Genomic DNA, 22,124 nt, shown 5'->3' on the forward strand with positions numbered 1-22,124 from the left:
CTCGAAGGTATAGAGCCCTCCAATTAACTTCAAATGCATGTTAAGCACGGCTAGGATTACTCACATGCAATTGGATTTGAACCTCCTCGCCGCGCTCGACGCGCTGCTGGAGGAGGGAAGTGTGGCCGGGGCGGCCGCGCGCCTGCACGTCACCGCCCCTGCGATGAGCCGGAGTCTGGGCCGGATCCGGCGCACGACCGGGGACCAGATCCTGGTGCGCACCGGTCGCACGATGACCCCGACGCCGTATGCGATCGCCGTCCGGGAACAGGTGCACGAGCTGCTGCACCAGGTCCAGGGAGTGCTGGCACCGAGCCATGAACTCGATCTGGCCACGTTGGAGCGCACTTTCACACTCCGTTGGCACGATTCCCTGGTCGCCCTGAGCGGCCCCGCACTGCTCGCGGCCGTGCGTGGACGGGCGCCGGGCGTGCGATTGCGTTTCGTCGCGGAATCGAGCATCGACACCCCCGAGTTGCGGCGCGGTGAGGTCGACCTGGAGGCGAATGCCAACCGCCCGAGCGCACCGGAGATCCGTGCCGAGAATGTGGGCGAGACCCGCCTCGTCGTCGTCGTGAGGCAGGGGCACCCCCTCACCCGCGTCAGGACCGTCACCGCAAAGCAGTACGCCGCCGCTGAGCACATCACCGTCTCGCGACGTGGAAACCTCAGCAATGCCCTCGACGACGCCCTCGCGCAGCTCGGCCTCACCCGCCGCGTGGTGGCGACCGCTCCCACGGAAGCGGCCGCGCTGGAGTTCGCGCGCGGATCCGATCTCCTGCTCAGCGTCCCCGAAGCCACCACGCGGTCAGCGGTCGCCGACCTCGGCCTGGTCGTGCTCCCCCTCCCGCTCGAACTGCCGTCGGCGCCCATCTACCTGTCGTGGCATCAGCGCTACGACACCGACCACGCCCACGCCTGGCTGCGCGGGCTGGCGCGAACCGCGCTGGCCATGTGCGGAGCGTCGTAGTCGGCGCCGTCCGCGCACGGCCGGCCGCTGTACGGACTTGTAGCAGCAGTGGTTGAGCCCGTCGAAGAACACGGGTCGCCGTGCAGGACATCGGCAAGGAAACTGGCTCACCCTTTCGCCACTCCTTGAGCGCATGATCCTGCTCGTCCCGGCAAGCGCCGCCGACAGACCTGGAGCACAAACGCGTCGACGCCCTGGGGGTTCATCCCGCGTGGGCGCGTATCTCAGACACGGACGGAGTGGCGATCCAGCAGGGCACGAAGCCGCTCGACATCGTCGGCTGTGCTCAACCCGCGCTTGGGCAGGACCTCAAGGCACATGATGTTGGGGTCCCGACTGAGCAGGACGAAGTGGCCGGGCGTCTCTCGGTAGCCCTGGAGGACCGACCACTTCTGGATGAGCGTGCTGTGGTCGTTGGCGGTGGTGATGCCGACATCGGACACGGCTGTGCGGTACTCGCCCTGTCCTCCGACAATGCGCTGCACCTGGGCAGCCTGCAAGCGCGGATAGCCGCCCACCACCAGGACGACGAACAGGAACAGAACGGTGGAGACCACGTCGACACTGCCGCGACTGATGGTGCTCAGCAGCCACTGTCCCACCCACAGTGCGAGAAACACGCCCCGCAGCACCAGCCCCCACCGCTTGATCCGCTGCCGGACCCGCAGGCCGACCAACGTGTCGGCGGGCTGAGGACGGTACACCAACTGCACCACCGCCTCGTCCCCGACATCGGCGGCACGTTCCTCGCCGTTGTCCATCATCTTCCGGCCTTCGGCCATGGTCCCTCCCCGTAGAGACAACCCGCGGATCCTACCGGCGACGCCCACCGGCTGGGCCATCGACGGGGCGTCCACCGAACAGGCTCGTGGCGAGAGTGTTGAGCCAGCCGGGCAGTGCGGTGACGTCGTGCTGATCAAGCATCGCGGCGAACCCAGGGGCGAGTTCGTGAACGTGCGCCTGGAACCAGCGCCTGATGCCGACGTACAGGAAGCAGACCTCGCTCGGCTCAACTCCCCCACCTGATGAGGTTCTCCGAAACCTTCCACCGCAGTGCGGTTGATCCACCAGACTCGCCCTTGTTTCCAACGGAGATAGGGAAGGCAAGCATGGCGAACAGCGCACTTCTGGTGATGGACGTCCAACGGGACGTCGTGGCCATCGCCGACGACGGTTCCGGATATCTGCCGCGCTTGCGCAGAGCGATCGACGGTGCCCGGGCTGCCGGCATACCCGTGATCTACGTGGTGATGGGGTTACGGCCGGGCGATCCGCAAGTCAGCCCTCGCAACAGGGTGATGGCGAACGTCGTGCGGGCCGGCCTGTTCACCGAGGGCGCCCCTGGCACCGAGATTCATGACGACGTTGCGCCCCAGCAGGGCGACGTGGTGGTTACCAAGAGGCGGGGCAGCGCGTTCTCGGGCAGCGACCTCGACTTGGTACTCAGGGCTCGCGATATCGACAGCCTCGTTCTCACCGGCATCGCCACCAGCGCGGTAGTGCTGTCCACCCTGTGGCATGCCATCGATCTGGACTTCGGCCTCACCGTCCTGGCGGATGCCTGCCTCGACACCGACCCCGAGGTGCACACGATGCTCACCGAAAGGCTGTTCCCGCAGTGGGCAGATGTCGTCGCCGTCGAGGACTGGCTCAAGGTCATCGCACGGCAATAGTGACCGTCCGGACTCTCGCATGCTGGGCAAGACGGCATCGCCTCCCACCCTCCGGGGGAGGTCAGCCCTCCTCGCCCCCACCGACCCACGGCGGCACGAGTCGCTTCCAGGCCCGGGCCCTCGCCGGTCTCGCCACGGCCCTGGAACAGTGCGGCGAACTGACCGAGGCCCGCGCCCACTTCACGGAGGCCCACCGCCTGTTCGTCACGGCCGGCGACACGACCTCCGCCGCCGACACGACGACCGCCCTGGCACGCCTCGCGGGAAAATCCGGTTGCGGAAGACGCGGTCCGCGACGGAGCACCTCGAACTGGATGAGCAGGGAGAACCGGTCAAGGAGCTGCCCCCGGGGGAACCGGACATCGAGCCCTGGGAACGCCAGCTCCATTGGCCGCAGACCGGCGCGGCTGCGAAACCGCCTCCCAGCCGTCACTTGAAAGCTCAACTGGGTACCGCTTCGGTGAAATTGGGGTCAACAGCGGAAGCAGAGTGCTAGACATCGGAACGATCCGATCTGAACAACACATTGTGACCGTCTCGTTGAGGAGAGTGTCGAACACGAGGCGGGTCCAAGCCGATAGGACGACCGTGTCGCACACCCCCACTGCCGCGGGCCGAAGATTCGGTGCCCGCAACTTGCGTGTGGCCCAAAAACTTCAGGCCATCCTGCTGATCCCGGTGCTCGTCGCCCTCGTCCTCGGCGGCGTACGGGTCAAACGCTCCGTCGACACCTGGCAGACGGCCAAGGACGCGGTCCGTGTGGCGGAACTGGTCCAGGCGGCGAACACCTACGCCAGCGATGCCATCAACGAACGCGACGTCTCGGTCATCCCGTTGGTGAAAGGCGAGCGCAACTCCGACACCGTCGCCAAGGCCCGGCAGATCACCGACCAGGACGCAAAGAAGTTCGACGAGGCGGTCGCCCGTATGCCGAGCACCGCCAGCCTCGAGCGCCGGGTCCAACTCGTCCGCGCGGGCGAGAAGCGGCTCGCGACAGTACGCGCCAACGCTTTCACATCCAGCCTGACCGGCGTGCAGACCGAGGAGAGCTACCACGCCGTGCAGCACCCGCTGATGGAAATCTCCAACGAACTGGGCTTCGGCATCAGCAGCCAGGCCACCTTCGGCCGCACCCTGTACGCCATCTCACTCACCCAGGCGGCCGAGTCGCTGATCCGCGCCATCGGCACCCACCTCCTCATCGAGGACCGAAGCAGGCTCGCCAAGGGGGAACTCCAAGCCCAGCTCGCCTCGTTCAGCTCCTACATCTACCTCGAACAGATCGCGCTGCAGGAGTACGCCGGCTTCGCCGGCACCGACGACATGGCCCGGTTGCGCAAGGCGCTCGCGAACGCGGAGGTGAAGGGGCGGCAGCAGATCGCAGAGGCCCAAACGCGGGCCGAGGCAGCCGGGCGGACCTTCGTCCCCCCGCCGGGTCTGGACGACATGACCAGCGCCATCGCCTCCGGCGCGACAGCGACACAACTCACCGAACGGGGCATCACGCCCGAGACGTTCTTCGCCGCCTCCACCCTCAGCTTCGACACCTACCGCAGTGTCGAGGTATACCTCGCCGGCACCGCGCTGGCCGAAGCCCACGACATCGCCGACGACGCCCGCAACGACGCCATCGTCAACGCAGCGCTCGTACTCGCCTCCATCCTCCTCGCCTTCCTCCTCGCGAACTGGGTGGCCCGCACGATGAGCACCAGCATGCGCCGCCTCAGCGCCTCCGCCCACGCCATCGCCGCACAGCGGCTGCCGGCCCGGCTGACCCAGCTCACCCGCGCCGTCCCGGGCCGGGTCGACTCCGACGTCGAACCCATCCCCATCACCAGCACGGACGAGATCGGCGAAGTCGCCCGCGCCTTCGACCACGTCCACCGCGAAGCCGTCCGGCTCGCCGCCGAACAGGCTCTGCTGCGCGCCAACATCAACACGATCCTCGGCAACCTGGCGCGCCGCAGCCAGTCCCTCATCGAGCGCCAGCTCGCCATGATCTCCGACCTGGAGGACAGGGAAGCCGACCCCGACCAGCTGGAGAACCTCTTCCAGCTCGACCACCTCGCCACACGTGTGCGCCGCAACGGCGAAAACCTCCTGGTGCTCAGCGGCGAGACTCCCGCCCAGCAGTGGGATCAGCCCATGCCTCTCGTCGACGTGGTCCGCGCCGCGGTCTCGGAAGTCGAGCAGTACGAGCGCATCCAGCTCTCCGGCATCCCGGAAGCCGAGATCGACGGGCGCGCCGTCAACGACCTGGTCCACCTGCTCGCCGAACTCCTGGAGAACGCCGCAGCCTTCTCCTCCCCGCACGTCCCGGTCCACATCACCGCCGCACGACTGCCCGACGGCCGGACCATCCTCGAGATACACGACCAGGGCATAGGCCTGCCCCACGAGGAGCTCGCGGACATCAACCGCATCCTTGCCGACCCGCCCACCGTCGACGCCGCGATCTCCCAGCGCATGGGTCTGTTCGTGGTGGGCCGACTGGCCGACCGACACGGCGTCCGAGTTCAGCTACGCCCCTCCCAGGATGAACAGGGGACCACGGCGCTGGTGATGCTGCCCCAAACGATCACCCATCGAGCGGCGAACGACGAACCCGACGCCGACACCATGGCCCTGGTCGCATTCGTGGACAGTCCCTTCACCAAGGACGCCCCACACACCAACGAAACGTGGCACAACCAGCCGTCCTGACCCAGGCTGTCCGACCAGGGAACCAAGCGGCACGGTCCGGTACGAGGTGACCGTGCGGCGGGATCGCCAAAGGAATACAGGAGCGGTTCAGCCGGGTCACACGGATGCGCAATCCCTGGTCCAGCCGGACTACGTCAGGACGAGAGGCACGGTGATGGTGAGGTGTTCGTCGGTGGTCGGCAGGGCGGTGGCAAGAGCGTTCATACGAGCCACGAGGTGACCGATCACCCGGCTGGTCAGTTCCTCGTCCCACTGCGCTGTGCCTTCCGGTGGCAGGCACATCTCCTCCCCAGCAGGCGGGTTGCCACCGAGATAGCGCGCGGTGTCCATGTTGACGACCCAACAGGCCAGTGCGATCTTCACCTGCCCGGGAGCCGCCCACTGCGCCCGTACGTGGGCGCACATGCTGAAGTCGTCCCCGCCGAATGTGACTGTCGTGGAGAACGACCTGCCACGGGGGTACTGCCGTATCAGCTTGAGTACTGCTGGTTCCACAACGGCTCGCGCCATAGGTTCCGTAAACACCGTCTGCCCCCTGTCGAGCCTGGCCTTCAGCATCCCAGACGGGGCCTGCGACGCACAGGTCGCCTGCCGCCCCCGGCCCGTGCCTCGCCGGGGTCGGCCGCGGCGGTCGGGATTCTGTAGAGACGGTGGATGCGCCAAGTGCCTTGTCCCTAGGATGTATTGCCAGATGCACCGGTCAGCTCGGTGCGGTACTCGACTGGGGGAGACGATGGAGTCCGGGAAGCGGTTGTCCACCAAGATCGACGCCACGGTTCCGACGGCCGCGCGCATGTACGACTACTACCTGGGCGGCAAGGACAACTACGCGGTCGACCGTGCCGCCTGCGAGGAACTGGACAAGGTGGTGCCCAGCACCCGGGCACTGGCGCTGAACAACCGGCGCTTCCTGCAGCGGGTGGTGGGGACGCTGGCGCAGGAGTACGGCATCCGGCAGTTCCTGGACCACGGGTCCGGTCTGCCCACGCAGAACAACGTGCACCAGGTGGCCCAGCGCATCGATCCGACCTCGTGCGTCGTGTACGCGGACAACGATCCGATGGTTCTGGTGCACGGCCGGGCCCTGCTGGACCAGAACGACCGCACCGCCGTGATCCAGGCCGACCTGCGCGACACCGACGTGATCTTCTCCCACCCCGACACCCAGCGGCTGATCGACTTCTCGCAGCCGGTGGGCGTGCTGTTCAACTCGGTGTTCCACTGCATTCCGGACAGCGACACGGAAGGCCCGCTCGCGGTGGTGAAGCGGGTGACCGAGCGGCTCGTGCCCGGCAGTTTCCTGGTGATGTGCCAACTGGTCAGCGAGGACCCTCAGGTGCGGGACTTCGTCACCGACTTCATGGACAAGGCCACGCAGGGGCACTGGGGTCGGGTGCGCGAGGAGAAGGACGTCGCGCAGTGGTTCGAGGGGCTGGAGATCCTCGAGCCCGGCCTGGTGGAAGTGTCCACCTGGCGGCCCGACACCGAAGTGGCTCCGCGTCAGCAGACCCACGAATGGGTCGAGTTCGGCGGATGTGGCCGCATCCTGTGACGGAGCGGCCGCTCACTGGCCCTCGTAGCGCAGCTTGACGGTCTCGCGCAGACGGTCGAGGGAGTCACGGGGGCTGAGCGCGTCGTCGGCCAGTTGGTCCAGCGCCACGCGGTACTGCTCGGTCTCGTCACGGTCCTCCAGGAACGTGGCGCTTCTGATGTGCTCCAGGTAGACGATGTCCGGGAGGTCGAGGCCGCCGAAGCGCAGGTAGGTGACCGGGATGGCCGGTGCGGACGCGTTGGTCACGTCCAGGGGTACGACCTGCACGACGACGTGCGGCTGCTCGGCCATCTCGATGAGGTGCTCCAGCTGTTCGCGCATGATCTCGCGGCTGCCCAGGATCCGCAGCAGCACCGACTCGTCGACGATCGCCCACAGCTGGGGCGCGTCCGGCCGCGCCAGCAGCTCCGCCCGCTTCATGCGCAGTTCCACGCGGCGGTTCACCTCGCGGCTCGGGGCAGCGGGCAGGCCTCGCTCCACGACGGCACGCGTGTAGGCGGGCGTCTGCAGCAGTCCGGGAACGTACTGGATCTCGAACGTACGGATGGAATCGGCCGCTTCCTGCAGCCCGACCAGCCGGTCGAACCACTCCGGCATCAACCGCTTGTCGAAACGCTGCCACCACCCGGGCTCACCCGCCCGCCGCAGCAGCTGCAACAGGACGGACGCCTCGTACTCCTCCGTCTTGTAGAACTCCAGCAGCGCGCGGACATCGTCCTCGGTGGGTGGCCGGCGGCCCTTGCCCGCCTCGATGCGGGACAGCTTCGCCGGACTGAACCCCACGGCCCGAGCCGCCTGCTCCTGCGCCACGCCCGCGTCCTCGCGCAGGCCCGCCAGCTGCACGCCGACCAGCATCTTCAGCAAGGTCGGGGCGGGCTCGGTGCGCTGCAGGTACGGCTCGAGACGGGAGACACGCGGCGACTCGGAGGGCATCCTGACTCCCGGTGGGCAGAAGGCAACAGCCTGCATTATCGCACCGGTTGGCCGCTGCGCGCATGTCCGGGCCCGCGACCGGTGCGGACGGCGCGCATCCCCTTTCACATGAGGTCGTCGAACTCGCCGTCCTTCACACCGGCCAGGAAGGCCGCGACCTCGGCGGACGTGTAGACCAGCGCGGGGCCGTGCGGATCACGGGAGTTGCGTATGGCCACGCCTCCCTCGGTCAGGGGCGCCACCTCGACGCAGTTGCCCTCGGCGTTGCTGTGGCGGCTCTTGGTCCAGCGGACCTCCAGTGAACTCGCTTGCACCCCGTTCGGAACTGATGGCACTGCAGTCTCCTCGCGCATGACTGGCTCGATCCACACGTGCAATTTCTCGTGAAATTGCACGGACTGGCTGTCGACGTGGATAATAACCCCGTCGCCAACCTCCGTGCTGGCGCCCAGTTCTGACGTCCTGACGCCACCTCAGGAGATGCCGTGTCGCAGCCCGCGCGCCCAGCACCCTGGTCTGGCCCGGCCGTGCTCCCGGCACACCGGGCCGCGCCCCCCGCCGCCGCTCCGCGCCCCACCGGCAGGAGCGCCACCCTGCGCCTGCCCGGCAGCAGCGAGGGATGCGCACAGGCACGCGAGTTCACCGAACGCGTGCTGGGCGAGTGGGAGTTGGGCCAGTGCCGGGACGACGCACTGACCGTCGTCTCCGAACTCGCCGCCAACGCCGTCCTGCACGGCCGAAAGAGCGACACCCTCGACGACGGAGAGTCCGAGGTCTGGCTGCGACTCACACGCCGCACGACCCACCTGGTGTGCGCCGTGACCGACCAGGGCGACGGACTTCCGCACACGGCGCACGCACCGAAAGTGCTCAGCGAACACGGCCGTGGCCTGTTCATCGTCGAGGCCCTCGCACAGCACTGGGGATGGACCCGCCACACACCCCACTACAAGACCGTCTGGGCCATGCTGCCCACAGGGCGCGCCTGACATGAAGCCGTGTACCGAGCTCCAAAACAGTCAGGGAGCCGTGCCGCCGCCCCGTCAGCCCACCACGCTCCGCGACGTCGCTCTCGTGTCCTGGGGCGACATCGAGGACTCGTCGGGATCCGCCGCCGCCATCCCCTACCTGCTCGCCGCCATCGCCTCGGGCGACAAGGCCGCCGCGCAGAACGCGCTGGACCGATTGCGGCACCGGATCTGTCGGCACGGCTTCGTCGTGGGACAGGCGACGGCCGTCACGGTCCCCTTCCTCTGGGACCTGGCCCAGCGCCCGCAGACGTCGTGCCGTGTGCAGGTCCTGCGCCTGCTGCGGAACATAGCCGACGCCCGGCAATGGGAGACCACCGCCGCCGCCTACCCGAAGCTCCGACGCCGCCACGGTGACCACATCGAGTGGGAGTCGGCCGCCCGCCGGGCCGTGCGCGCCCAGCGCAGCATCATCCCGCGTCTCCTGGCCGAGCGCGACACCGAACTCGTGGACGCGACCGAGGCTCTCGCCTCCACGCTGACCGAGTGAGGCCCACGGTGCCTCAGACGATGTGGGCAAGCCCGGCCTAGGTGCCGCGGGGCTCCGAATCGGCGAGGGTGAGGACTTGCGCGATCTCGGCGGCCCCGAGAAAGCGTCCGCCGAGGTCCTCCGGGAGCCTCCCGCCTTCACGTTGGGCGGCTCGACGCAGTCGCCCCAGGTCCGCTCAGGTGAGGAGTTTCGCGAGCTGGGCCATCTCGGTGGCTGGGTCGATCACCGGCTGGATGAGGAGTTCGTCGATGCCGGCCTGTTCCAGGGTGGTGATGCGGGCGAGGAGGTCGTCGCGGGTTCCGACCAGGGCCAGGGTGTTCATCAGCGAGGGGAGAACCAGGTCCCGGTCCTGCGGTGCGATGCGTCCGAGGTAGTTGGGGTAGAGCTTGGTGTGCCGGTCCGGCGCGGTGGCGGTGGTGCCGCGCCGGTCGAGGAGCCGCCGCACCGCCTCGCGTTCCTCGGGGCCGAGTTGCTCGGCGAAGGCGGGTGTGTCAGCGGCTGTGTCGGCGGCGAAGGCCAGCAGCGACAGGACGAGGTGGCCCGTCGTGTCCCGGGCCGCGTCGCCGTGAGGGTCCTCGTCCTCGTCGAGCAGGTGGAGCGAGGTGACCACGTAGGAGTCCGTGCGGGAGCCGGGGCCGCGGGGTGTGCCCTGGGCGGCGTGGCGGCGGGTGTCGTGCAGCGCCTGCCAGGCGGTGGGCTCCAGCAGGCCGAAGGAGATGAGGCCGGTGCCGCGGCGGCCGGCAACGGCGGCCGCCTGCGGCCCCAGCGCGGCCACGACGAACTCGATCGGATCGGCGGTGTTCACGTGCGCCCCGGCGTGCAGGAACTCGATGTCGCGGACCCGGTCGCCTTCGCGATACTCGGTCGAACGTCCGGCGCACAGGTCCTGCAGCGCGACGGTGAAGTTCTCCAGCTGAGCCGCCGTGGTCGGCCGCATGCCCAGGGTGCGCCGGGCGGTGTTTCCCGTGCCGACCCCGCAGATGATCCGGCCCGGTGCCAGGGCGTTGAGGCTGGCGAGCCCGCTCGCGGCGGCCGGGGCCGAGCGCAGCGCCGGTGAGGTCACACCGATGCCGAGCCTGATGCGACTGGTGGCCCTCGCACACAGGCTCAGGGCGACGAAGGGGTCGCCCTGGACCATCGGGGTGTCGTTGACCCAGACGCTGTGCAAGCCCAACTCCTCGGCCCGCACGGCGAGATCCTCCACACCGGGCTGCGCGGCGACAACCACGCCTGCACGCATCAAAACCTCCAAGGCGTGAGGACAGAGCCGAACTTGCTCAGCATGGCAGGTCCCGGCGCAGGGCCGTTGCGGAGTTGCGTGATGTTGTGGGCGTTACGGGGCGGAGTGGCCGTACTTGACGCAATGAAACCCCGTTGACGCAGATGACCTGCCCAAGTCCTCTGCCTGCAACGGAACTTCGATGTGCGGGCAGGTCGCTGACAGAGCGCAGTGAGTTCGCCAGGCCTCCCGCGATTGAGGCCAGAGCAGAATCGGGGCATGAGCGACGGATCACACCAAAGCCATGGGTTGGTCGGTGATGCGACGACTGAGCCGTCCGCCATCCGGCACCGCAAGGGGCATGATTCAAGGGACAGAGCATCAGGAGGAGCGGCTTGTGACCAACACCAGCGACACCCGCCCAGCAGACGATGCGGCGCAAGCGGCTCGACCGAGCCAACTGCACCGCCTGATGCGCTACATCCCCCTGGTTGCCCCCGTCCTGCTGTGGGCTGTGCCCTGCTGGGTACTGCTGTATTCCGGGCAGCACTGGCCGCTGCCCGTCACCCTGGCCGGCACCGCCCTGTTCGTCCTCGGTCTGATCGGTATGCCGCTCGCGATGGTGCGCGGCCATGGCCGGCGCCAGCAGGACTGGGCGGCGATCACAGGTGACACCCTGCTGGGCAGCAGCTGGGTCCTGTTCACCTGGTCCGTTCTGCTCGGCGTCCTGCTGCGGCCGGCCCTGAGCGTGGCCGGTGTCGGGGACGGACAGGATCGGGCCCGCATCGTGACCTGGGCCGTCCTCGGTGTGGCCGTCGTACTGCTCACCTGGGGGTACACCGAGGCCCGTCGCGTACCCCGCGTACGGGAACTGGACGTGCGGCTCCCGCGCCTGGGCGCCGGGCTGGACGGCACCCGTGTCGCCCTCATCACCGACACGCACTACGGCCCCCTCGACCGCGCCCGCTGGTCGGCACGGGTCTGCGAAGTGGTGAACACCCTGGAGGCCGACCTCGTCTGCCACACCGGCGACATCGCGGACGGCACGGCCGACCGCCGCCGCGCCCAGGCTGCCCCGCTCGGCACCGTGCAGGCCACCCGGGCCCGGGTCTACGTCACCGGCAACCACGAGTACTACAGCGAGGCCCAGGGCTGGGTCGACCTGATGGGAGAGCTGGGCTGGGAACCGCTGCGCAACCGCCATCTGCTGCTCGAACGTGGCGGCGACACCCTCGTGGTCGCCGGCGTGGACGACGTCACCGCCGAATCCTCCGGCCTGGCCGGACACCGCGCCCATCTCGCCGGAGCCCTGGACGGCGCCGACCCCGACCTCCCCGTACTCCTCCTCGCTCACCAGCCGAAGTTCGTCGACCGCGCGGCGGACGCGGGCATCGACCTGCAACTCTCCGGCCACACCCACGGCGGCCAGATCTGGCCCTTCCACCACCTGGTCCGTATCGACCAGCCCGCCCTCGCCGGCCTCAGCCACCACGGCACCCGCACCCTCCTCTACACCAGCCGCGGCACCGGCTTCTGGGGCCCGCCGTTCCGCATCTTCGCCCCCAGCGAGATCACCCTGCTCGTGCTCCGCTCCCCCCAGCGGCCCACCGCTCCTTAACACCAAGCGCCCGGGCACCTCCACTTGGACCGGTCCCCGAGCAGGGGGCAGGTCGCCCGCAGACGGCGACGGGGGGCGGGCGCTGCGGCAGCGGGGGTGCACGGTGGCGACGGGGGCGTGATCGGCACCGGCGACTGCTCACCACCCCCCGTTCGTCACGTACACCGCGTACGGGATCAGGAGTGCCGGCAGGGTCAACAGGCGTGGTGCGAGAGGCCGGCCGCTGTACAGGGGGCGGAGGAGGTCGAAGAGGAGGAGCAGGAGGAGGACAAGCGTGCCGAACAGGATCATGGCGATCAGAGCGAAGCCGCTGTTCTCGATCTGGTCGTAGGTGCAGCCGTCCAGACCCCGGCGGTCCAGGTCGTCGTACTGACAGTGGCCGTAGGCGATGTACCAGCGCGTGCAGAGGATGGCGAGGGCGGCCGGGACACCTATCAGGAGGTGAACCAGCAGCGGCAGCAGACAGCCGCGCAGTGCGGGGAGGACGGTACGCATCCAGTCACCTCACCAGGGCAGGGGTGAGCGGAGTATGACGGAAGCCACTCCTCCGGCCACAGGGCCGTCACAGCGGCCTCAGCGTTGACGCGCGCTTGAGCCCGTGCCGCGCTGCCCGCGCTCGCCGTCCTGAACCAGGCGCTCCCGCGATGAGCACTGCTGCCACACAAGGCCCAGACACCGCCACGTTTCGCCTCGCGGGCCGGTCGACTACTGTCGTGTGCCGATAGTTGATCATTAGGTGGTGTGCAACTTCTGCTGCTGGTACGTCAGTTCCTCGTCGGGGGCCGATCACCAATGCGGAAGACTCGCACACTCGTCGCTCAAGTCCCTCCGGGGCCTCGACGATGGCGGACTCATCAAGAGACCGGGCAGGGCAGCGAGCGCTCGGGCAGGCCGAGCCGTACGGACGGGACGAGGAGGCGCACGTGCGCGTGGGGATGACGGTGTTGCCGGAGCATTCCGGGGAATCCGCCCGGAAGATCTGGGCAAGCGTCGAAGAGTACGGGTTCGACCACGGCTGGACTTTCGACCATCTCGGCTGGGACGGGCTGCTCGACGGCCCGTGGTACGGCACTGTGCCGACGCTGACCCTCGCCGCGCTGGTCACGTCGCGGCTGGAAATCGGCACGCTTGTGGCCAGCCCGAACTTCCGCCACCCGGTGACCTTCTCCCGCGACCTGATCGGCCTCGACGAGATCAGCGAGGGGCGCCTCACTCTCGGCGTCGGGGCCGGCGCGGAGAGCGGGTACGACGTCGACGTCTTCGGGGCGGGAGCGCCGAAGAGCCGGGTTCGCAGGTTCGGCGAGTTCGTCGAGCTGCTCGATCGGCTCCTCCGTGAGGATCATGTCTCCTTCCAGGGTGACTACTACTCCGCCGTCGACGCCCGTTCGGTGCCCGGGTGCCGGCAGCGGCCGCGGCTGCCGTTCATAGTGGCGGCCAACGGTCCCGGTGCAGCGTCTGTCGCCGCGCGGTACGGGCAGGGGTGGGTGACGATCGGAGGGATGGCCGAGCGGCTCGACGCGTGGTGGGGTCTTGTCTCGGAGGCGAGCGACCGGATGACGGCTGCCCTTGCTACGCACGGACGCGAGGCCGATCCGGAGTTCCGGCGAGTGCTGCAGACCGATGCCGCACCGGTGCTCAGTATCCAGTCGGCCGACTGCTTCGACGATTTTCTGGGCCGGGCCGACGAGCTGGGGTTCACCGATGTCGTCGCCCCGTGGCCGCGTGCGCAGGGCCCCTTCTCCGCGCCGCGGTCGGTGGTCGACCGGATCGCCGCGGACGTTCTTCCCCGGTGGCGGACTTCGGGAGCGGACTGATCGTCACCACCAGTCGGGGCGCAACGCCGCACCTCGCAGCCCGCGCACGCACCCGCCCCTACTGGGGCTTCGAACCCTGAACTGGCCAGGGCGGCCGTTGGCGGCTGGTCCCGGTACCCCGGTCAGATCTTCCAGGAACGAAGTTGGTCAGCGACCTCGGGAACACGCAGACGGGAGTCGCGGATCTTGCGCACGAGATCCGACAGGGCGCCGTACGGCGGGTCGATGCCCTCGCCGGACTGGCTCATGTACTGGGCGGTGACGAACGCGGCATACAGGCCGTTGCGGTACGGGAGGGGCTCAAGGCGGACGATGGTGTGCATGAGCGCCGCGGCGCGCCATGCGGCGTCCGGGTCGGCGGCCTGAAGAGTGGGCAGCTTGGTCTTGTGCCGGGCGACGGCGGCGACCAGGGCGGAGTAGTCCGCGACGGACATGTCCTCGCCGTTGCCGAGGGCGGCCTCCTGGACGTCGAGCAGCCAGGAGACGTCGATGTGCAGGTGCATCAGGCGGCCGTGGCTCCGCCCGGGCGCTCGGCGGGGGGCACGTCTTCGGGGAAGGCGTCGTCGAACTCCCCACGCAGCCGGTCGGCCCAGTGGCTCGCGCCCGTGATGAACTGCCGGCGCTGCATCTCACGGACGCCGAGATCGTGCAGGTACTGCTTGAGGCTCTTGCCGTCGGCGGCCGCGGCCGCGCGCACGCCCTCGAGTTCCTCGTCGGTGAACGACACGTTCAGGGATGGCATACACCCGATGGTACCTAGTAGGTGCCTGCCGTGCGAGGCTTCGGCGAACCACGATGCTGCCGGCAAGGGCGGCGTGCGCCCATCAGACGCTCTGGCCCTCCCGGCCGGCATCGTTCGGCAGCCTTGGCCAGACCACAGGGCCCGCCCGCGCAGCCACTCGCGCTCTTACGTCTGTGGTGCCAGGGTGCGCAGGACGCAGAACTCGTTGCCCTCGGGATCTGCCATGACCTCCCAGTTCCGGTCTGAGCCCTGGCCCACATCCGTCCTGCTGGCGCCGAGGCCGAGCAATCGGGTCACCTCGTCCACGGTGCTGCCGCCGATGGGACTGACGTCCAGGTGAAGCCGATTCTTCGCGGTCTTGCCCTCGGGTACCTGGACGAACACCAAGGTGGGCGGCATCTGGCGGGCCCGAACATCCTCGACGGTCGGCTCCCAGGAGCCGATCTCCACCTTGCCCTCGCTCCGGTCGATCACCTTGAAGTCCAGGACCTCGCACCAGAAGTCCGCGAGCCTCTCCGGATCGTGGCAGTCAACGACCAACTCGGTGAACCTACTTGTCATGCCTCTCCCAGATAGTGCGGACGGGCTCACAGTATTGGCCGGTGCCGCCCGTCAGATACGCGAGAAGGCCGCGGGTCCCTTTGTCCGGCCGTGAGTCACGCCCGGATATTCTGGCGCTCCGGTTTTGGGGAGTGGGGGGCAACCATGATCGGTAGCAGCGACGCCGTCTGTCAGATCCCGGTGCCACCGCATTTGGGTGCTGTCGTCGATCTGGCGCCTGTGCGTGATCGCGATCGGCCCGTCTGGCTGACGCTGAGCGAGGACGGCACGATCAGCCGGTGGGACATGGCAGGCGGTCATCACGAGAGTGTCGGGGCCACCGCCGTTCCGGCGGAAGCCGATCGCGAGCCATGGAATGACTGCCGGCTCCGCAGGCACCTGCACGCCTCCCACGACGGCATGTTCGCCGCGGTGGTCAACGACCTCGGCCGCTTTGGCGAGGTGGTCGACCTCCGAACCGGCGAAGTGACTATGGACCTGGACAACCAGGGCGACAACGAAGAGACAGTGCCGTTCTCACTGGAGTTCGCGCAGAGTCGTGGGCGGTGCGTGGTGATCCACCGCACGGACTGGAACCGCCTGGACGTGTCGGACGCGCGAACGGGAGTGTCGCTGACAGATCGCTCGCTCCCCGCACCGGAACACGATCTCGACTACTTCCACGGCGCACTGTACGTGAGCCCTGATGGGAAGCGGATCCTGGACGACGGCTGGGTGTGGCATCCCGCCGGGATACCTGTGGTGTGGGATTTCGACCCATGGGTCGAAGGCAATGTCTGGGAGTCCGAGGACGGTCCGAGCCGGCTCGATGTCTGCGACCGGGGCTACGCCTGGAATCGCGCCATGACCTGGATCGACTCGGTCCGGGTCGCCGTCGAGGGCCTCGATGACGGCGACGCCACACCGCCTGGGGCACGGATCTTCGATACGAGCCGAACCGCTCGGGGCGGACCGCGCCGGACGCCGATGGCCGTGGAACTGCTGGCATTCGAAGGGCCGACCGGGCCCTTCTTCAGCGATGGCACTCGCCTGTTCAGCTGTGGTGACAACGATCTGTCGATGTGGGATCCGGCCGAGGGGAAGCTTCTGGGCACCGTTTTCGACTTCTCCCCCACGCACTACCACCCCGGTGCCCGGCAGTTCCTCCAGCTCACCGACGGCGTGGCCCGCCTGTGGACGGCCTGACCGCTCGCGTCGCCGTGCGCGGCTGAGTGGCGCGGCGCTGTCTGCTTGGCCACCCCACGCTCGTGCCTCTGCACGCCCTGGGATCGGGGTGGCGCCGCGCCAGCGGGACGCCCTCGGGTGGGGCGCCCCGCTGCGGTGTCGTCGCGTGGGATCAGTCGGCCGGTGTCAGTGCGACCTCGGCGCTGCCCGAGAGGGACGGCAGGCCGTCCGGGGGCGAGTCGGTGTAGGTGGCGTTGAAGACTGCCTTGAGGTTGTCCGAACCGGAGTGACCGCCGTCCACGAAGGTCACGAACGATCCGGAGCAGCCGTTGCTCGTGGAGAGCGGGTGGCCGTGCGAGTCGTGGCCGAGGATGAACGAGACGCTGACCCTGGAGCAGTCCACCGGCTGGTCGTCGGTGACGGTGACCTGCCAGGTGACCGTGTCGCCCCAGTGGAACGGCGTGCCGCCGTGCGGGGCGGGGTCGGTGGTGAGCGAGACGGTGGGCGCCTTGTTGCCGACCACGACGGGGACGGAGGCGGAGGCCGAACGCCCGGTGCTGTCGGTGACCTTCAGCGTGGCGTCGTAGACGGCGTTGTCGGTGAAGGTGTGCTTCGGGTTCGCCTCCCTGGAGTCCACGGTGCCATCCGCGTCGAAGTCCCAGGCGTAGCGGAGGGCGTCACCGTCGGCGTCCTTGGTGCCGGCGCTGGAGAACTGGACCGTCAGCGGACTGGTGCCGTTGACCACGTCCGCGGCGACCTTGGGCTCCGGGGTTCGGTTGCCCCGCGTGAAGTCGATGCGGGAGAGCTGGGCCTCGGGCAGTTCCGCGAAGTAGCCGGTGCCGTACTCCAGGACGTACAGCGCGCCGTCGGGGCCGAACTCGGCGTCGATCGGGCCGTCCGTCGTGATCGAGGGGATCGCGTCCTCGATCTTCAGAACCTCGTTCTTCTTGCCGAGGGTGATGGCCTTCATCTGGTCGCGGGTCCACTCGTAGAAGAGCGGCTTGCCGTCGAAGTACTGGGGCCAGCGGTTCTGGGCCTTGTTGTGCTTGTCATAGCTGTACGCCGGTCCGCCCATGGGGCCGATACCGCCCGTGCCGAGCTCGGGGAACTCCGCGGAGGCCCCGTAGCCGTAGACGATCTCCGCGTCCTCGACCGGAGGCAGCTGACTGCGGCCGGTGTTGTGGCGCGAGTCGTTGACCGGCTTGGCGCAGTTGAAGGCGCCGCTCGAGGTCTGGGTGGCGAAGTCGTAGTCCTGGTACGGCATGTCCTGGGTCACGCAGAACGGCCAGCCGTAGTTGGCGGGGCGGTCGATGACCATCCAGCGTCCCTGGCCGGCGGGGCCGCGGCCCGGGTTGGCGGTGTTGGCGTCGGGCGAGTAGTCGCCGACGTAGACCTCGCCGGTCTTGTCGTCCACTCCGAAGCGGAACGGGTTGCGCAGGCCCATGGCGTAGATCTCGGGGCGGGTCTTCGCGGTGCCGGGCGCGAAGAGGTTGCCCTTCGGTATGGCGTAGCCGCCGTTGGGCTTGGCCTTGATGCGCAGGACCTTGCCGCGCAGGTCGTTGGTGTTGCCCGCGGTGCGCCGCGCGTCGTAGGCGGGGTTGCGGTCGGCACGGTCGTCGAGCGGGGCGTAGCCGTCGGAGGAGAACGGGTTGGAGTCGTCGCCGGTGGACAGGAACAGGTTGCCCTTGTGGTCGAAGTCGACCTTGCCGCCGACATGGCAGCAGATGCCTCGGTCGGCCGGTACGTCGAGGATCTTCTGCTCGGTGGCGTAGTCGAGCTTGTTGCCCACGAGCTTGAACCGCGACAGCCGGGTGACGCCCTTGTACTTGGCGAAGTCCGCTGCCGTACCGAACTGCGGCGCGTCGCCTTCGTTGACACCCGGGGTGGCCGGGTCGTCCATGGGGGTGTCCAGGCGGGGCGAGTAGTAGAGATAGACCCAGTGGTTCTTGACGAAGGCGGGGTCGATGGCGATGCCCTGCACGCCTTCTTCGTCGTGCTGGTACAGCCCGGCGGGGCTCTTCTTCAGGTCGGCGGCGAGGAAGTTCACGCCGCTCTTGGGGTCATGGATGCGGACCTCTCCGGTGCGCGCGGTGTGCAGCACCCGCCGGTCGGGCAGGACGGCCAGGGCCATGGGCTCGCCCGGACGGTCGTTGAGGGTGACCTTCTGGAAGTCCGACGACGCCGGCGGTGCGGGGTCTGACTTGGCGGCTTGGGCTGGGGAGAGCGGCGTGAGCCCGATGGCTCCGGCCAGCGCAGCCGCCCCCACGAGGGTGACGATCCGTCTGTTGCGCACTCAGAACTCCTTCGGTCTGGCCAGCGGGTGAACAGCCGGGCGAAATGCGTGAGTTGGACGCTAGGGCGCCCACTTTCAACTCGTCAAGGACAAAGTTTCAATCTTTTCGAGGAAAGACTGTCCTGGAGTTTTCGCTCTTTTCGGGCATGCCCGGGGACCCGCCCGGCGCCAAGACGCCGGGCGGGCACCGCGGGTGAGGCTCCGTCAGTGACGGGCGCGCAGGGCCGCGAGGTTGTCGTAGCCGATGCGGGCGAAGTCCAGGGACTGGCCGGGAACGCTCGCACTGGGCGCGTTGTCCTGCTCGACCATCGGGTTGTGGTAGTTCTTCGCACCCACCCGGGTGAAGAACTTCCGGTAGTCGATGTCGCCCGTACCGAACGGCACCATGTCGTAGCCCAGACCGCTCTGGAGGTTGACGACGCCGTCCTTGGCGTGGAACAGCGGGAAGCGGTTGGTGTTGCGGACCACGAGTGCGGCCGGGTCGAAGACGTCCTCACGCTGCGAGCCGTCGTGGGCTGTGTACGTGTGGAACTTGTACTGGGCCACGTGCGCCCAGAAGACGTCCAGTTCCAGATAGACGCTCTTGCGGTCCGTCGTCTTCAGGAAGTACTCGAGCTTGCGGATCCCGGAGCTGCGGGTCGGCCGGCCCTGGGCGTCGAGCGGGCCGCCGTCGAGCAGGAAGTCGTAGGCGCTGTCGTGGTTGTGGGTGTAGAGCTTGATGCCCTCGCGGCGGGCGATGGCGCCCAGGGTGTTCCACTTCTGCGCTGCGGCGTCCCAGTCGGCACGGTAGGGGGTGTTGGTGGGATCGGCGCCGGTGCCCATGTGCTCCATGCCGAGGATGTTGGATATCTCCAGCCAGCGCTTGAAGGTGTCCAGGTCGGACGGCGTCAGGGGCCAGGACGGCGGGATGAAGCCGTGACTGCCCTGCGCCCGCAGGCCGTACGCGTCGAGCCAGGAGCGGAGCAGCTTCGCGCCCTGGACGGTGCCCAGGTCTGCGCCGCCGGGCGCGTTGGCGTGCTGGCCGTAGCCGGCGAACTCCACCTGGCGGTACCCGAAGCGCGACAGCTGCTTGAACACCTCGCGGAAACCGGAGGGCAGGTCGGAGGCGAGCGGGTCGCGGCCGACCGCGTCTCGGACGGTGTAGAGGATGATGCCGCGCTTGTCCGGCGGGACCAGAGCGGAACGGCCCCGGTCGCCGCCGGAGGCTGCGGATCTGTCCTGCGCCAGGGCGGGCGCGGCGCCGAAGACCGGGGCGGCGATCGCCGCGCCGGTGACGGCCGTGCAGGTGGTGAGGAAACGGCGGCGGCTGACGCCGAGTGCGCGGCGCAGGTCGTCGCTGGTGACGGCTTCGTCGTTGAACGCGGTCACAGGGGTTCTCTCTTTCGTTGTCGCGGTGCTGCGGATGCCTGACGTCCGCCGTCTCAGGCGAGGCCGGCAAGCCGCAGGAGAAGGGACTTCACTTCGGTGGCCGCGACGCGGCCGGACACTGCGCGGGGGGTGGAGACAAGGACGAGCGGACCTTTGTCGCCGCTCGTGGGGAGGCGGCCGTGGCTGCCGCGGAGGCGTCATGGGTCATGGGGGACGACGGCGAGCCGGCGGCGCATGCCGGGCTTCCTGCCGGCCACCGTCTTGGCCAACCTGAGCCCCACATAGGGGCCTTCGCCATCCGTGAACAGCTCGACGGGGCCGTATCCGCGTCTGCGGTGGATCTGCATCGTCGGGGCCGAACCGCTCGACGTCGTTGTCCACGCGGCGCAGTTCGGGCCGGTCCCGCGGCTCGGGGGTGGGCGGCGCGGGCGGGGTGAGGCGGGATGGAAGGGAACGGGTCACTGCGCCTCCCGTAGGCGGTCGGCGAACGACAGCAGCGCGGTGAACTGCTCCGAGAGGCCCGACGGGCCCGCGTCGGGGTCCTTGAAGTAGAAGCCCAGTTCCGGCAACGGTCCGGTCAGGCCCGCCTCGTGGGCGCGGGCGACCAGGCGGGCCAGGTCCAGCACGAGCGGTGCGGCCAGGGCCGAGTCGCAGCCCTGCCAGATGGTCTGGAGGATCATGCGCGAGCCGAGGAAGCCTTCGAAGGCGATGTGGTCCCAGGCGGTCTTCCAGTCGCCGAGCACCGGCACGTCGTCGATGTGCACCTCACCCTGCGGTGTGTGTCCGAGGGTTTCGGCGAGGACACGTTCCTTGCCGGCGTTCTTCGCCGCGGCCGCGCCCGGGTCGGCCAGCGCCGCCCCGTCGCCTCCGCCCAGCAGATTGGTGCCGGACCAGGCCTGCACGTGCAGGGCGCGCTGGACGAACATCGGGGCGAGCACGGCCCGCAGCAGCGTCTGGCCGGTCTTGCCGTCACGGCCCGCGTGGGGAAGCCCGCCGGCTGCGGCGGCGTCCGTGAGGGCCGGGGTGCGCAGCCCGGTGGACGGTGTGAAGTTGACGTAGGGACAGCCGGCTCGCAGGGCGGCGGCCGCGTAGAGGGAGCTGGGCGGCAGTCGTACGGCGTCGGGTGCGGGCAGCGGCTCTGTCGAGGAGACGTTGACGACGACCATCCGTGCCAGTGCGTTGCGCGCGCGGAAGGAGGTGAGGTCGGCGGCGAAGTCCGCGATGAGTTCCTCGTCGCTGCGCGGGTCGTTCGGGAGCGGTCCGCCCAGGCGTATCTCCTCGTCCGCGGCCTGGAGTTCGGCGCGCACGGCGGGGGCGAGGCCGTGCGGGAGGACGCCCGCATCGGTGAGGTGTTCGGCTCGCTTGGGCAGCGGGCAGTGGGTGGTGTCGTGGCCGCCGAAGACGAGTGAGGCCAGGGGCGGCAGGCCGGTGCCGTCGAACGGCGGCGTCTCGGTGACCATGCCGGTCGGCGGATGCAGTGTGGCGGCGACCGCCGCGCATCCGGCGACGGCGGTGGTGGCCACCGATCCGCGGGCTCCGACGAACCAGACACCGGTGCGTGCGGTCCGCCCGCTGGCCTGCGGCTCCGGTGCTGTCCGGTCGTTGTTCACGGGCTGCCTCCCTGCCAAGTCGAGGTACCGATGTGGTGTGGAGGACGGTGGGTTGGGGGCCCGGGGGCCTCCCCGTCCACCGCCGGCATTGGGGCGGCTTCGGCCGCGGCCCAGGAGGACTCCTCCGTGTTCGGCGCGGTTACGGCGTACGCGTGGGCGGCAAAGAGCAAAGCCCGCCGCCGGTGAGAAGTGCGGGATACCTGAGGGCTCGTGGCCCTGCGCCGTGCAGGGACGTCCTCCGTGGCCCGGTCGCACGAACCGTGCGCCGTGCGACCTTAATGCGCCGTCAGTTTCGAACCACTGTGGGGTGGCTGTGCACGAAGGGACCGTAGCCCCGTTCGTCCTTGACCGGAACCCTTTGCGCACCGAAGCGACGAACTTTTTCC

At 68.9% G+C, this 22,124-nt stretch carries 21 protein-coding genes and 1 pseudogene; 9 read left to right on the forward strand and 13 right to left on the reverse strand.

Annotation, left to right across the window (positions count from 1 at the left end; all coding sequences use genetic code 11):
• Positions 1-64 precede the first annotated feature (64 nt).
• Positions 65-970: a LysR family transcriptional regulator gene (locus tag TN53_RS12335; protein ID WP_046258547.1), complete on the forward strand. Its 906-nt coding sequence runs from the start codon at positions 65-67 to the stop codon at positions 968-970.
• A 224-nt stretch (positions 971-1,194) separates the two neighbouring features.
• Here the strand turns inward: TN53_RS12335 and TN53_RS12340 are convergent, their stop codons facing one another.
• Positions 1,195-1,752 carry a YcxB family protein gene (locus TN53_RS12340; protein ID WP_052745186.1) on the reverse strand — a complete coding sequence of 186 codons (558 nt, stop codon included), beginning with the start codon at positions 1,750-1,752 and terminating at the stop codon, positions 1,195-1,197.
• 327 nt (positions 1,753-2,079) lie between these two features.
• On the opposite strand from TN53_RS12340, the gene TN53_RS12345 reads away from it, so the two are divergent.
• The gene (locus TN53_RS12345; protein WP_046258548.1) at positions 2,080-2,643 is read left to right on the forward strand and encodes a cysteine hydrolase family protein; all 564 of its coding nucleotides are present in this window, start codon (positions 2,080-2,082) and stop codon (positions 2,641-2,643) included.
• A gap of 642 nt (positions 2,644-3,285) precedes the next feature.
• On the forward strand, positions 3,286-5,346 hold the full coding sequence (locus TN53_RS12355; RefSeq protein ID WP_234441581.1) for a nitrate- and nitrite sensing domain-containing protein: 2,061 nt from the start codon (positions 3,286-3,288) through the stop codon (positions 5,344-5,346).
• A gap of 129 nt (positions 5,347-5,475) precedes the next feature.
• Here the strand turns inward: TN53_RS12355 and TN53_RS49290 are convergent, their stop codons facing one another.
• A complete protein-coding gene (locus TN53_RS49290; protein WP_324609609.1) occupies positions 5,476-5,751 on the reverse strand; it encodes a hypothetical protein in 276 nt (91 codons plus the stop codon).
• A 328-nt stretch (positions 5,752-6,079) separates the two neighbouring features.
• Between TN53_RS49290 and TN53_RS12365 the strand changes: the two genes are divergently transcribed.
• Positions 6,080-6,898 carry an SAM-dependent methyltransferase gene (locus tag TN53_RS12365; protein ID WP_046258552.1) on the forward strand — a complete coding sequence of 273 codons (819 nt, stop codon included), beginning with the start codon at positions 6,080-6,082 and terminating at the stop codon, positions 6,896-6,898.
• Between the two features lie 12 nt (positions 6,899-6,910).
• On the opposite strand, the gene TN53_RS12370 is transcribed toward TN53_RS12365, so the two are convergent.
• Positions 6,911-7,831: a helix-turn-helix domain-containing protein gene (locus TN53_RS12370; RefSeq protein WP_046258553.1), complete on the reverse strand. Its 921-nt coding sequence runs from the start codon at positions 7,829-7,831 to the stop codon at positions 6,911-6,913.
• 104 nt (positions 7,832-7,935) lie between these two features.
• Entirely contained in the window at positions 7,936-8,166 is a 231-nt protein-coding gene (locus TN53_RS12375) for a DUF397 domain-containing protein (protein ID WP_095046452.1), read from the reverse strand.
• 192 nt (positions 8,167-8,358) lie between these two features.
• Here TN53_RS12375 and TN53_RS12380 point away from each other — a divergent pair, with 192 nt between their 5' ends.
• Both TN53_RS12380 and TN53_RS12385 read left to right on the forward strand, forming a co-directional pair.
• Positions 8,359-8,820, forward strand: coding sequence for an ATP-binding protein (locus TN53_RS12380; protein WP_052745187.1), 462 nt, complete (start codon positions 8,359-8,361; stop codon positions 8,818-8,820).
• A 1-nt stretch (position 8,821) separates the two neighbouring features.
• Positions 8,822-9,349, forward strand: coding sequence for a hypothetical protein (locus TN53_RS12385; protein ID WP_420719099.1), 528 nt, complete (start codon positions 8,822-8,824; stop codon positions 9,347-9,349).
• A gap of 175 nt (positions 9,350-9,524) precedes the next feature.
• On the opposite strand, the gene TN53_RS12390 is transcribed toward TN53_RS12385, so the two are convergent.
• Positions 9,525-10,589, reverse strand: a complete 1,065-nt coding sequence (locus TN53_RS12390) for an LLM class flavin-dependent oxidoreductase (protein WP_046258556.1) — start codon at positions 10,587-10,589, stop codon at positions 9,525-9,527.
• A 376-nt stretch (positions 10,590-10,965) separates the two neighbouring features.
• Between TN53_RS12390 and TN53_RS12395 the strand changes: the two genes are divergently transcribed.
• On the forward strand, positions 10,966-12,186 hold the full coding sequence (locus TN53_RS12395) for a metallophosphoesterase (RefSeq protein ID WP_046258557.1): 1,221 nt from the start codon (positions 10,966-10,968) through the stop codon (positions 12,184-12,186).
• 138 nt (positions 12,187-12,324) lie between these two features.
• On the opposite strand, the gene TN53_RS12400 is transcribed toward TN53_RS12395, so the two are convergent.
• Positions 12,325-12,681: a hypothetical protein gene (locus TN53_RS12400; protein ID WP_046258558.1), complete on the reverse strand. Its 357-nt coding sequence runs from the start codon at positions 12,679-12,681 to the stop codon at positions 12,325-12,327.
• Positions 12,682-13,109: 428 nt separating this feature from the next.
• Here TN53_RS12400 and TN53_RS12405 point away from each other — a divergent pair, with 428 nt between their 5' ends.
• The gene (locus TN53_RS12405; RefSeq protein ID WP_046258559.1) at positions 13,110-14,000 is read left to right on the forward strand and encodes an LLM class flavin-dependent oxidoreductase; all 891 of its coding nucleotides are present in this window, start codon (positions 13,110-13,112) and stop codon (positions 13,998-14,000) included.
• Between the two features lie 122 nt (positions 14,001-14,122).
• Here the strand turns inward: TN53_RS12405 and TN53_RS12410 are convergent, their stop codons facing one another.
• The 3 genes from TN53_RS12410 to TN53_RS12420 all read right to left on the reverse strand — a co-directional run bounded on the left by TN53_RS12410 (position 14,123) and on the right by TN53_RS12420 (position 15,303).
• Positions 14,123-14,503: a hypothetical protein gene (locus TN53_RS12410; protein WP_046258560.1), complete on the reverse strand. Its 381-nt coding sequence runs from the start codon at positions 14,501-14,503 to the stop codon at positions 14,123-14,125.
• Positions 14,503-14,742: a hypothetical protein gene (locus TN53_RS12415; protein WP_046258561.1), complete on the reverse strand. Its 240-nt coding sequence runs from the start codon at positions 14,740-14,742 to the stop codon at positions 14,503-14,505. The genes TN53_RS12410 and TN53_RS12415 overlap by 1 nt, the downstream gene beginning before the upstream one ends.
• Positions 14,743-14,907: 165 nt before the next feature.
• Entirely contained in the window at positions 14,908-15,303 is a 396-nt protein-coding gene (locus TN53_RS12420) for a VOC family protein (protein ID WP_046258562.1), read from the reverse strand.
• A 144-nt stretch (positions 15,304-15,447) separates the two neighbouring features.
• On the opposite strand from TN53_RS12420, the gene TN53_RS12425 reads away from it, so the two are divergent.
• Positions 15,448-16,488: a hypothetical protein gene (locus TN53_RS12425; protein WP_046258563.1), complete on the forward strand. Its 1,041-nt coding sequence runs from the start codon at positions 15,448-15,450 to the stop codon at positions 16,486-16,488.
• Positions 16,489-16,639: 151 nt separating this feature from the next.
• Here TN53_RS12425 and TN53_RS12430 read toward each other — a convergent pair whose 3' ends face one another.
• From TN53_RS12430 to TN53_RS12440, 4 genes and pseudogenes are all read right to left on the reverse strand, one after another.
• Positions 16,640-18,760: a PQQ-dependent sugar dehydrogenase gene (locus tag TN53_RS12430; RefSeq protein WP_046258564.1), complete on the reverse strand. Its 2,121-nt coding sequence runs from the start codon at positions 18,758-18,760 to the stop codon at positions 16,640-16,642.
• A 204-nt stretch (positions 18,761-18,964) separates the two neighbouring features.
• Positions 18,965-20,128 carry a sugar phosphate isomerase/epimerase family protein gene (locus TN53_RS12435; protein ID WP_046258565.1) on the reverse strand — a complete coding sequence of 388 codons (1,164 nt, stop codon included), beginning with the start codon at positions 20,126-20,128 and terminating at the stop codon, positions 18,965-18,967.
• A gap of 53 nt (positions 20,129-20,181) precedes the next feature.
• A pseudogene (locus tag TN53_RS48280) lies at positions 20,182-20,484 on the reverse strand (alkaline phosphatase family protein); the annotation flags it as partial.
• Positions 20,485-20,586: 102 nt separating this feature from the next.
• Entirely contained in the window at positions 20,587-21,738 is a 1,152-nt protein-coding gene (locus tag TN53_RS12440) for an inositol-3-phosphate synthase (RefSeq protein ID WP_046258566.1), read from the reverse strand.
• Positions 21,739-22,124 lie beyond the last annotated feature (386 nt).

This window comes from Streptomyces sp. WM6386 (assembly GCF_000972385.1).
Taxonomy (GTDB): domain Bacteria; phylum Actinomycetota; class Actinomycetes; order Streptomycetales; family Streptomycetaceae; genus Streptomyces.

Bases quoted from the DNA above. Each gene is read 5' to 3' on its own strand.
- TN53_RS12335 (WP_046258547.1), top strand. From the start codon at position 65: ATGCAATTGGATTTGAACCTCCTCGCCGCGCTCGACGCGCTGCTGGAG.
- TN53_RS12340 (WP_052745186.1), bottom strand. From the start codon at position 1,752: ATGGCCGAAGGCCGGAAGATGATGGACAACGGCGAGGAACGTGCCGCC.
- TN53_RS12345 (WP_046258548.1), top strand. From the start codon at position 2,080: ATGGCGAACAGCGCACTTCTGGTGATGGACGTCCAACGGGACGTCGTG.
- TN53_RS49290 (WP_324609609.1), bottom strand. From the start codon at position 5,751: ATGTGCGCCCACGTACGGGCGCAGTGGGCGGCTCCCGGGCAGGTGAAG.
- TN53_RS12365 (WP_046258552.1), top strand. From the start codon at position 6,080: ATGGAGTCCGGGAAGCGGTTGTCCACCAAGATCGACGCCACGGTTCCG.
- TN53_RS12370 (WP_046258553.1), bottom strand. From the start codon at position 7,831: ATGCCCTCCGAGTCGCCGCGTGTCTCCCGTCTCGAGCCGTACCTGCAG.
- TN53_RS12385 (WP_420719099.1), top strand. From the start codon at position 8,822: ATGAAGCCGTGTACCGAGCTCCAAAACAGTCAGGGAGCCGTGCCGCCG.
- TN53_RS12390 (WP_046258556.1), bottom strand. From the start codon at position 10,589: ATGCGTGCAGGCGTGGTTGTCGCCGCGCAGCCCGGTGTGGAGGATCTC.
- TN53_RS12400 (WP_046258558.1), bottom strand. From the start codon at position 12,681: ATGCGTACCGTCCTCCCCGCACTGCGCGGCTGTCTGCTGCCGCTGCTG.
- TN53_RS12410 (WP_046258560.1), bottom strand. From the start codon at position 14,503: ATGCACCTGCACATCGACGTCTCCTGGCTGCTCGACGTCCAGGAGGCC.
- TN53_RS12415 (WP_046258561.1), bottom strand. From the start codon at position 14,742: ATGCCATCCCTGAACGTGTCGTTCACCGACGAGGAACTCGAGGGCGTG.
- TN53_RS12420 (WP_046258562.1), bottom strand. From the start codon at position 15,303: ATGACAAGTAGGTTCACCGAGTTGGTCGTTGACTGCCACGATCCGGAG.
- TN53_RS12425 (WP_046258563.1), top strand. From the start codon at position 15,448: ATGATCGGTAGCAGCGACGCCGTCTGTCAGATCCCGGTGCCACCGCAT.